Source organism: Enterobacter sp. EC_50, from assembly GCF_019584525.1.
Lineage (GTDB): Bacteria > Pseudomonadota > Gammaproteobacteria > Enterobacterales > Enterobacteriaceae > Enterobacter > Enterobacter roggenkampii.
Window position 1 is genome coordinate 45,060 of record NZ_VDAF01000030.1, and the last position, 10,558, is coordinate 55,617.

9 protein-coding genes and 1 riboswitch are annotated in these 10,558 nt (G+C 56.0%); of the genes, 7 read left to right on the forward strand and 2 right to left on the reverse strand.

The genetic code is table 11. The features are described 5' to 3' along the window. Window positions 1-6 precede the first annotated feature (6 nt). The 3 genes from argB to oxyR all read left to right on the forward strand — a co-directional run bounded on the left by argB (window position 7) and on the right by oxyR (window position 3,484). Window positions 7-783, forward strand: a complete 777-nt coding sequence (gene argB / locus FHC48_RS20355; protein ID WP_086374972.1) for an acetylglutamate kinase — start codon at window positions 7-9, stop codon at window positions 781-783. A gap of 105 nt (window positions 784-888) precedes the next feature. Beyond that, window positions 889-2,262 carry an argininosuccinate lyase gene (gene argH / locus FHC48_RS20360; protein WP_032664787.1) on the forward strand — a complete coding sequence of 458 codons (1,374 nt, stop codon included), beginning with the start codon at window positions 889-891 and terminating at the stop codon, window positions 2,260-2,262. A gap of 295 nt (window positions 2,263-2,557) precedes the next feature. After that, complete coding sequence (oxyR, locus tag FHC48_RS20365) at window positions 2,558-3,484, forward strand: DNA-binding transcriptional regulator OxyR (RefSeq protein ID WP_044597477.1); 927 nt, start codon at window positions 2,558-2,560, stop codon at window positions 3,482-3,484. Here the strand turns inward: oxyR and sthA are convergent. Then, the gene (gene sthA, locus FHC48_RS20370; protein WP_008501785.1) at window positions 3,458-4,858 is read right to left on the reverse strand and encodes a Si-specific NAD(P)(+) transhydrogenase; all 1,401 of its coding nucleotides are present in this window, start codon (window positions 4,856-4,858) and stop codon (window positions 3,458-3,460) included. The two genes, oxyR and sthA, sit on opposite strands and share 27 nt — an antisense overlap. 196 nt (window positions 4,859-5,054) lie before the next feature. Between sthA and fabR the strand changes: the two genes are divergently transcribed. Further along, entirely contained in the window at window positions 5,055-5,693 is a 639-nt protein-coding gene (fabR, locus tag FHC48_RS20375; RefSeq protein WP_008501784.1) for an HTH-type transcriptional repressor FabR, read from the forward strand. 9 nt (window positions 5,694-5,702) lie between these two features. Then, a complete protein-coding gene (locus FHC48_RS20380) occupies window positions 5,703-6,062 on the forward strand; it encodes a YijD family membrane protein (protein WP_220420577.1) in 360 nt (119 codons plus the stop codon). Window positions 6,063-6,148: 86 nt separating this feature from the next. On the opposite strand, the gene trmA is transcribed toward FHC48_RS20380, so the two are convergent. Further along, window positions 6,149-7,249, reverse strand: a complete 1,101-nt coding sequence (gene trmA, locus FHC48_RS20385; protein WP_059364500.1) for a tRNA (uridine(54)-C5)-methyltransferase TrmA — start codon at window positions 7,247-7,249, stop codon at window positions 6,149-6,151. A 104-nt stretch (window positions 7,250-7,353) separates the two neighbouring features. Then, window positions 7,354-7,530: riboswitch (cobalamin riboswitch) on the forward strand. A gap of 65 nt (window positions 7,531-7,595) precedes the next feature. On the opposite strand from trmA, the gene btuB reads away from it, so the two are divergent. Both btuB and murI read left to right on the forward strand, forming a co-directional pair. Beyond that, window positions 7,596-9,443 (forward strand): TonB-dependent vitamin B12 receptor BtuB, encoded by a 1,848-nt coding sequence (gene btuB / locus FHC48_RS20390; RefSeq protein ID WP_059364498.1) that lies wholly within the window; start codon window positions 7,596-7,598, stop codon window positions 9,441-9,443. Then, window positions 9,388-10,239, forward strand: coding sequence for a glutamate racemase (gene murI, locus FHC48_RS20395; protein WP_023293583.1), 852 nt, complete (start codon window positions 9,388-9,390; stop codon window positions 10,237-10,239). Before btuB ends, murI begins: the two co-directional genes overlap by 56 nt. Window positions 10,240-10,558: the final 319 nt, after the last annotated feature.

Genomic DNA, 10,558 nt, shown 5'->3' on the forward strand with positions numbered 1-10,558 from the left:
GGTGTGATGATGAACCCATTAATTATCAAACTCGGTGGTGTACTGCTGGACAGCGAAGAAGCGCTGGAGCGTCTGTTTACCGCGCTGGTGAACTATCGCGAATCACACCAACGTCCGCTGGTGATTGTGCACGGCGGCGGCTGCGTGGTGGATGAGCTGATGAAAGGGCTCAACCTGCCGGTGATCAAGAAAAACGGCCTGCGCGTGACGCCTGCGGATCAGATTGACATTATCACCGGTGCGCTGGCGGGTACGGCGAACAAAACCCTGCTGTCCTGGGCGAAGAAACACCACATTGCCTCCGTTGGCCTCTATCTGGGCGATGGCGACAGCGTAAAAGTGACCCAGCTCGACGAAGCGCTCGGTCACGTTGGACTGGCGCAGCCGGGTTCGCCTAAGCTGATTAACACGTTGCTGGAAGGCGGTTTCCTGCCGGTGGTGAGCTCTATCGGCGTGACCGAAGAGGGCGAGCTGATGAACGTTAACGCTGACCAGGCGGCAACTGCACTGGCGGCAACGCTGGGCGCGGACCTGATTCTGCTTTCCGACGTGAGCGGCATTCTGGACGGTAAAGGCCAGCGCATTGCGGAAATGACGGCTGAGAAAGCCGAGCAGCTGATTGCTCAGGGCATTATTACCGACGGCATGATCGTCAAAGTGAACGCCGCGCTGGATGCGGCGCGCACGCTGGGCCGCCCGGTTGATATCGCCTCCTGGCGTCACGCGGAGCAATTGCCGGCGCTGTTTAACGGCACGCCGATTGGCACGCGTATTCTGGCTTAAGATTCTGTGCCGGATGGCGCTTCGCTTATCCGGCCTACGTGAATTGTGTAGGCCCGGTAAGCGCAGCGCCACCGGGCAAAAATATCATCATTAAGGAAATTCGTTATGGCACTTTGGGGTGGGCGTTTTACACAGGCAGCGGATCAGCGGTTCAAACAGTTCAACGACTCTTTGCGCTTCGACTACCGCCTGGCCGAACAGGATATTGTCGGCTCTGTGGCCTGGTCCAAAGCGCTGGTGACCGTTGGCGTACTGACCGCAGACGAACAGCAGCAGCTGGAAGAGGCGCTGAACAATCTGCTGGAAGAAGTGCGTCTGGATCCGCAGCAAATTCTGCAGAGCGATGCCGAAGACATTCACAGCTGGGTGGAAGGCAAGCTGATCGACAAGGTCGGTCAGTTGGGTAAAAAGCTCCACACCGGGCGTAGCCGTAACGACCAGGTCGCCACCGACCTGAAGCTGTGGTGTAAAGATACCGTCGCGGAGCTGCTGGCGGCTAACCGTCAGCTGCAGACCGCGCTGGTGGAGACCGCACAGAACAATCAGGACGCGGTGATGCCGGGTTATACCCACCTGCAGCGCGCGCAGCCGGTGACTTTTGCGCACTGGTGTCTGGCCTACGTTGAGATGCTGGCGCGTGACGAAAGCCGTCTGCAGGATACCCTGAAGCGTCTGGACGTCAGCCCGCTGGGCAGCGGCGCGCTGGCGGGTACCGCTTACGAAATCGACCGTGAACAGCTGGCAGGCTGGCTGGGCTTTGCCTCCGCCACCCGTAACAGCCTGGACAGCGTCTCTGACCGCGATCACGTGCTGGAGCTGCTCTCCAATGCCTCTATCGGCATGGTGCACCTGTCGCGCTTTGCCGAAGATCTGATCTTCTTTAACTCCGGTGAAGCGGGCTTCGTTGAGCTGTCCGACCGCGTGACGTCAGGCTCATCCCTGATGCCGCAGAAGAAAAACCCGGACGCGCTGGAGCTGATCCGCGGGAAATGTGGCCGCGTGCAGGGCGCGCTGACCGGCATGATGATGACCCTGAAAGGGCTGCCGCTGGCGTACAACAAAGATATGCAGGAAGACAAAGAAGGGCTGTTCGACGCGCTCGACACCTGGCTCGACTGTCTGCATATGGGCGCGCTGGTGCTGGACGGCATTCAGGTGAAGCGTCCGCGCTGTCAGGAAGCGGCGCAGCAGGGCTATGCGAACTCTACCGAGCTGGCGGATTATCTGGTGGCGAAGGGCGTACCGTTCCGTGAAGCGCACCATATTGTCGGTGAAGCGGTAGTGGAAGCCATTCGTCAGGGTAAACCGCTGGAAGATCTGGCGCTGGCCGACCTGCAAAAATTCAGTGCGGTTATCGGGGATGACGTCTATCCGATACTGGCGCTGCAGTCCTGCCTCGACAAGCGTGCGGCGAAAGGCGGCGTGTCGCCTAAGCAGGTGGCGCAGGCAATTGCGGAGGCGAAAAACCGCCTGATTTGATGCCTGAAACGTCGGGTGGCGGCTTCGCCTTACCCGATCTACAAAACCCCAGCCCAACCCTGAGTTGGGCTTTTTTACGCAAAAAAAAAGCGGACCACGGGGTCCGCAAAAGTTCACGTTGGCTTTAGTTGTTCGAGTTTTGAGAGAAACTCGCTGACGGTGTGGGGACGTCAAGGGTCAAACACGTGCCGCCTCGTCTATGTGGTGTATTATTCAACAGAATGCTTGATAGGGATAATCGTTCGTTGCTATGCTATCTATCGCCATGAACTATCGTGGCGACGGAGGATGAATAATGAATATTCGTGATCTTGAATACCTGGTTGCGTTAGCCGAGCATCGTCACTTTCGCCGCGCGGCAGATTCCTGCCACGTCAGCCAGCCCACGCTGAGCGGCCAGATCCGCAAGCTTGAAGACGAGCTGGGCGTGATGCTGCTGGAGCGCACCAGTCGTAAGGTTCTGTTCACACAGGCAGGTCTTCTGCTGGTGGATCAGGCGCGTACCGTGCTGCGCGAGGTCAAAGTGCTCAAGGAAATGGCAAGCCAGCAGGGGGAGGCCATGTCCGGCCCGCTGCATATTGGCCTGATCCCAACCGTTGGCCCGTACCTGTTACCGCACATCATTCCGATGCTGCACCAGACGTTCCCGAAACTCGAAATGTACCTGCATGAAGCGCAGACGCATCAGCTGCTGGCGCAGCTGGACAGCGGCAAGCTCGACTGCGCCATTCTGGCACTGGTAAAAGAGAGTGAAGCCTTTATTGAAGTGCCGCTGTTCGATGAGCCGATGATGCTGGCGATCTATGAAGATCACCCGTGGGCGAACCGCGATCGCGTGCCGATGGCCGATCTGGCGGGTGAAAAGCTGCTGATGCTGGAAGATGGCCACTGCCTGCGCGACCAGGCGATGGGCTTCTGTTTCGAAGCGGGTGCTGATGAAGATACCCACTTCCGCGCAACCAGCCTGGAAACCCTGCGAAATATGGTTGCGGCGGGAAGCGGTATTACGCTGCTGCCTGCGCTGGCGGTGCCGCACGAGCGTAAACGTGATGGCGTGGTCTACTTGCCGTGCATTAAGCCAGAGCCGCGTCGTACGATTGGCCTGGTTTATCGCCCGGGTTCACCGCTGCGCAGCCGCTATGAGCAGCTGGCAGAGGCCATCCGCGGTGCGATGGATGGCCATTTCGACAGCGCGTTAAAACAGGCGGTTCAGGCCGTTTAGTGCCGCTACCCGGTAGGCTTCCGCCATGGTCGGGTAGTTAAAGGTGGTGTTGACGAAGTACTCAATGGTGTTACCACCACCTTTCTGCTCCATGATCGCCTGGCCGATATGAATGATTTCCGCGGCGCGTTCACCAAAGCAGTGAATCCCGAGGATCTCTTTCGTTTCGCGATGGAACAGGATCTTCAGCGTTCCCACGCTCATCCCCACGATTTGCGCCCGCGCCAGATGTTTAAACTGCGCACGACCCACCTCGTAAGGCACCTTCATTGACGTCAGCTGCTGCTCGGTTTTGCCGACTGAGCTGATTTCCGGGATGGTGTAGATACCCGTCGGGATATCTTCGATCAGATGCGCCGTCGCTTCGCCTTTCACCAGCGCCTGAGCCGCAATGCGTCCCTGGTCGTAAGCGGCGGAGGCCAGGCTTGGGTAGCCAATCACGTCGCCGACCGCGTAAACGTGCGGCAGGGCGGTCTGATACATGCTGTTGACCTTCAGCTGACCGCGGCTGTCGGTTTCAAGCCCGATATTTTCCAGCTGCAGGGAATCGGTGTTGCCGGTACGGCCGTTGGCGTACAGGAGGCAGTCCGCTTTCAGCTTCTTGCCTGACTTGAGGTGCATGATCACCCCGTCGTCGCAGCCTTCGATCTTCTCGTACTCTTCGTTGTGGCGAATCACCACGCCGCTGTTCCAGAAGTGGTAGGAGAGGGAGTCCGACATCTCCTGATCGAGGAAGGCCAGCAGGCGGTCGCGAGTATTGATCAGGTCAACTTTGACGTCCATTCCGCGGAAGATCGACGCATATTCGCAACCAATGACCCCTGCGCCATAAATAATGACGTGGCGGGGTTCATGGTGCAGGCTCAGAATCGAGTCGCTGTCGTAGACGCGCGGGTGCGAGAAGTCCACGTCGGCCGGATGGTACGGGCGTGAACCGCAGGCAATCACAAATTTTTCAGCGGTGATGGTTTCAACCGACCCGTCGTGGCATTCGAGTGCCAGGGTGTGTTCATCCACAAAATGCGCGTTGCCCTGCAAAATTTCACAGTGGTTACGCTCATAAAACCCCTGACGCATGCGCGTCTGCTGGTTAATGACGGTATCCGCGTGATTCAGGATGTCGGCAAAAGAGGAACGAAGAAGTCGGGAGTGGTCGCTGTAAAGAGGATTCTGGTTAAATTCGATAATGCGGCTAACGGCGTGGCGGAGGGCTTTCGAAGGGATGGTGCCCCAGTGGGTGCAACCGCCGCCGACATTATGGTAGCGCTCAATGACCGCTACTCTGGCTCCCTGTTTCACCAGACCCATAGCAGCGCCTTCGCCGCCGGGGCCGGAACCAATAACTATTGCGTCGTAATCGTAGGAATGTGGCATGGTAAGGCTTACCTGTTCTTATACATAAAAGCAACAGAATCATAACATCATTGCCAGAGTAACCCAATTATCGTTGTGCTTTTTTCCGGCAGTGGAGCACAAACCGCACGTAAACAATCATTCACAAAGCCAGGTAAACAGATTAATTTTATTCTCTGGTATAGTGCCATCAGGCCTTTGGAAGGATTCAACTATCGTGATGGGCGTAAGAGCACAACAAAAAGAGAAAACCCGGCGTTCGCTGGTGGAAGCCGCATTCAGTCAACTGAGTGCTGAGCGAAGTTTTGCCAGTTTGAGCCTGCGCGAAGTCGCACGCGAGGCCGGGATTGCGCCAACGTCCTTCTATCGTCACTTCCGTGATGTGGATGAACTGGGCCTGACCATGGTCGACGAGAGCGGTTTGATGCTGCGCCAGCTGATGCGCCAGGCGCGTCAGCGTATCGCCAAAGGTGGCAGCGTGATCCGTACCTCCGTATCGACCTTTATGGAATTTATCGGCAACAACCCCAACGCGTTTCGTTTGCTTCTGCGCGAGCGTTCGGGCACGTCGGCGGCGTTTCGTGCCGCCGTCGCGCGTGAAATTCAGCACTTCATCGCGGAACTTGCCGACTATCTTGAACTCGAAAACCATATGCCGCGTGCGTTTACCGAAGCACAGGCCGAGGCGATGGTGACGATTGTTTTCAGCGCAGGTGCCGAAGCGCTGGACGTCAGCATTGAACAACGCAAGCAGCTTGAAGAGCGACTGGTATTGCAGCTCAGGATGATCTCCAAAGGCGCGTACTACTGGTATCGCCGTGAACAAGAGAAACTGGCACATCAAACCGAAGAGTGAAGGTGAGTAATGAAACAGTCAGGTCAGGATAAAGGGACGCTGTTGCTGGCATTGATCGCTGGCTTATCCATTAATGGTACGTTCGCCGCTATTTTTAGCTCCATCGTGCCGTTTTCGATTTTCCCGCTGATTGCGCTGGTGCTGACGGTGTACTGCCTGCATCAACGCTACCTGAACCGCACCATGCCGGTGGGGTTACCGAGGCTGGCCGCCGCCTGCTTTATTCTGGGCGTATTGCTGTACAGCACGGTGGTGCGCGCGGAGTATCCGGATATCGGCTCTAACTTCTTCCCTGCGGTACTGTCTGTTGCGCTGGTGTTCTGGATTGGCTCGCGCATGCGTAGCCGTAAGAGCCAGTTACCGGAGTAGATAAGGGTTTTGTAGGCCGGATAAGCGAAGCGCCATCCGGCTTTTTGGCAGGTGGCGCTTCGCTTACCTGCCCTACAAGGTCTTCATTACTTCGCCGTGAGTAAAACGCCGCACTCCATATGGTGCGTATACGGGAATTGATCGAACAGCGCCAGACGTTCAACCTTGTGCGTCTGGCTTAACGTTTCCAGGTTTTTGCACAGCGTCTCCGGGTTACAGGAGATGTACAAAATACGCGGGTACGCCTGCACCATCTTCTCGGTTTCGCTGTCCAGGCCACTACGCGGCGGGTCGACAAAAATCGTCTCACACTGGTAGCTCTTCAGATCGATTCCTTCCAGACGGTTAAACTGGCGTACGCCGTTCATGGCCTGCGTGAACTCTTCTGCGGCCATACGAACGATCTGCACGTTGTCGATATGGTTGGCGGCAATGTTGTACTGCGCGGCGGCCACCGACGGTTTGGCGATTTCGGTTGCCAGAACGCGATCGAAGTTACGCGCCAGTGCCAGCGAGAAGTTGCCGTTACCGCAGTAGAGTTCAAGCAGATCGCCCTTAGACCCTTCCGTCGCCTTCAGCGCCCACTCCAGCATCTGCACGTTCATCGCGGCGTTCGGCTGGGTAAAACTGTTCTCCACCTGACGATAGACCATCTCTTTACCCGCCACCGGCAGGCGCTCGTCGACGTAGTCCTGATCCAGCATGATTTTGGTTTTTGTCGCACGGCCAATCAGGTGAACGTTGATGTTCTGCGCACGCAGCGCATCACGCAGGGCTTCGGCCTGCTCGCGCCACTCGTCGTTCAGGGCTTTGTGGTACAGCAGTGAGACAATGGCCTGATTGCTTTGCGTGGTCAGGTAGTCAATCTGGAACAGCTTGTGGCGCAGCACCGGGTTGTTACGCACGCCTTCAACGATCAGCGTCATCAGCTGATTGATAAGCTCGCTCGCTGCCGGGAAGCTGTCCACGCGAATGCGGGATTTCGTCTGCTGATCGAAAATGATGTGGTACAGGTCGTCACCGTCGTGCCAGATGCGGAACTCTGCACGCATGCGGTAGTGGCTGACAGGAGAGCGGAACACCTCGGGAACGGGCGCGTTGAAAGGCGTCATCATACTTTGCAGGCGGACGACTTTCTCTGCCAGCTGCGCGTCGTACTGTTCTGTCGGGAGGTGTTCTGGGGTCATGATGCGTCCTGAGTGATAAAGAATTACGCGGCGATTGTAGGCATTGTTCAGGGGATGTCCAGAGTTAATGGCCAATAGCTGTCTGGACATCCATACGTGTCTAATTGTAGCATTCTGTTTCCGGTCTCCTGAGAGTGAAAAGGGAATCCAGTGTAAATCTGGAGCTGACGCGCAGCGGTAAAGACTGGCGGGATGAGCGTTGTAGACACTGTGAAAATGGGAAGTCTTCATCCTTATATAGCCACCTAGCCCGAAGACCTGCCGGGATCACGTCGCATTTGGTTTCATCATCGCGTGCTATCGATGAGGCCTGCGGCATCCTTCTTATATTGTGGATGCTTTAACAATGATTAAAAAAGTATCGCTGCTGACGGCGTTGTCCGTCACGGCATTTTCGGGCTGGGCGCAGGATAGCGCAGACTCGTTGGTGGTGACGGCAAATCGTTTCGAACAACCTGAAAAAACTATTCTGGCTGCAACCTCGGTTGTGACGCGTGCCGATATTGACCGTTGGCAGTCGACCTCGGTGCTGGACGTTATGCGTCGCCTGCCCGGCGTGGATACGGCGCAAAGTGGTGGGATGGGGCAACTCTCCTCTCTCTTTATCCGTGGCACCAACTCCAGCCACGTCCTGATCCTTGTTGATGGGATCCGTCTTAACCAGGCGGGCGTCACGGGGTCGTCCGATCTCAGCCAGTTCCCAATCTCCCTGGTACAGCGAATCGAATATGTTCGTGGACCGCGTTCGGCGGTATACGGCTCAGACGCGATTGGTGGTGTCGTAAACATTATTACTACTCGTGCGAAGGACGGTACCACGCTGAATGCTGGCGTAGGCTCGCACGGCTACCAGAATTATGGCGGCAGTACTCAGCAAACACTGGGCAACAGCACGCGCGTCACGCTTGCGGGTGATTACACCTATACCAAAGGGTTTGATGTGGTTGCGGACGGCAACAATGGTGGCCTTGCCCAGACCGATCGCGACGGTTTTATGAATAAAACGCTCTACGGCGCACTGGATCACGCATTCTCAGACCAGTGGAGCGGTTTTGTTCGCGGCTTTGGCTACAGCAACCGTACGGCCTACGACGGCTACTACAGCTCCTTTACCCCTGACGTACTGGTCGATACCCGCCAGCTCTATAGCCAGACCTGGGATGCAGGATTGCGCTTCAACGATGACATCTTCCATTCGCAGCTGCTCACCAGCTATAGCCACAGCAAGGACTATAACTACGACCCAAATTTAGGCCGCTACGATTCGACAGCCACGCTGGATGAAATCAAACAGTACAACGTCCAGTGGCTTAACTCCGTTGATGTTGGCCATGGGAACATTGGCGCGGGCGTTGACTGGCAGAAGCAGAGCACCGAGCCGGGTACAAACTACGTGACCAACGGCTACGACCTGCGTAACACCGGCGTCTACCTGACCGGGCTGCAGCAGTTTGGTGACTTCACCCTGGAAGGGGCGGTTCGCAGCGATGACAACTCTCAGTTCGGTCGTCATGGCACCTGGCAAAGCAGTGCGGCCTGGGAGTTCGTGGAGGGTTACCGTTTCGTTGCTTCTTATGGTACGGCCTATAAGGCACCGAATCTGGGTCAACTCTACGGTTTCTATGGCAATGACCATCTTGATCCAGAAGAGAGCAAGCAGTGGGAAGGTGCGTTTGAAGGCCTGACGGCGGGCGTGAGCTGGCGCGTATCCGGCTACCGTAATGACGTTGATAATCTCATCGACTTCGATAATAACCTTCAGCAATATTACAACGTCGGTAAAGCGCGCATTAAAGGTGTGGAAGCGACAGCATCGTTTGATACGGGTCCGTTGACGCATACTGTTGGCTATGACTACGTGGATGCCCGAAATGCCGCAACCAACGAACTTCTGGATCGTCGTGCTAAGCAGCAGGTGAAATATCAGCTCGACACGCAGATCTATGATTTCGACTGGAGCCTGACTTATCACTATCTCGGTACGCGTTACGACACTGACTTTGGTACTTACCCGTCTGAGAAAGTAAAAATGGGCGGTGTAAGCCTGTGGGATGTCGCAGTTTCGTATCCTGTCACCTCACACCTTACAGTTCGTGGTAAAATAGCCAACCTGTTCGATAAAGATTACGAGACAGTTTATGGCTACCAAACTGCAGGACGGGAATACACCTTGTCTGGCAGCTACACCTTCTAATCCGCGCCCTACCGTGCTGGTGTTTGATTCCGGCGTCGGTGGGCTTTCGGTCTATGATGAGATTCGGCATCTCCTGCCGGATCTCCATTACATCTACGCCTTCGATAACGTCGCTTTCCCGTATGGGGAAAAGAGCGAAGATTTTATTGTCGAGCGCGTGGTGGAAATCGTCACTGCGGTACAACAGCGTTATCCCCTTGCGCTGGCCGTTATCGCGTGTAATACGGCGAGCACCGTTTCTCTTCCCGCCCTGCGTGAAAAATTCCAGTTCCCGGTTGTGGGCGTCGTCCCGGCAATCAAGCCTGCCGCGCGTCTGACGGCGAACGGCATTGTGGGCCTGCTGGCCACGCGAGGTACGGTAAAGCGTCCTTATACCCGCGAGCTGATCGACCGTTTCGCCAACGAATGCCAGATTGCGATGCTCGGTTCGGCTGAGCTGGTAGAGATGGCGGAAGCGAAGCTGCATGGCAAGGCGGTATCACTCGACGAGCTGCGTCGTATTCTTCGTCCGTGGCTGCGGATGCCTGAACCCCCGGATACCGTTGTGTTGGGCTGTACCCACTTCCCGCTACTCCAGGAAGAGCTATTAGAGGTGCTGCCGGAGGGGACACGCCTGGTGGATTCCGGTGCGGCTATCGCCCGTCGTACGGCCTGGTTGCTGGAGCATGAGGCCCCGGATGCGAAATCTACGGATGCGAATATCGCGTTTTGTATGGCGTTAACAAAAGAAACTGAACAACTTTTACCCGTTTTACGCCGTTATGGCTTTGAAACGCTCGAAAAACTGGCGCTGTAGCACGGTTTTGAGCAAAAAAGAGACGGTTGAAAGTTTTTTTTAAAAGAGGGGTTGTCAACGTCTGAGAACTCCCTATAATGCGCCTCCACTGACACGGAACAACGGCTTACAGGCCGCCGGGTTAGCGGGGTTCAGAGATGAACGCCAACAGAGAAAAGCGAAAATAATCACTTGACTCTGAATGAGGAAAACGTAATATACGGGACCTCGCAACGGTGAGCGAAAGCCGCGTTGCACTGCTCTTTAACAATTTATCAGACAATCTGTGTGGGCACTCAAAGTGACATGGATTCTTAACGTCCTCGGACGAAAAATGAAT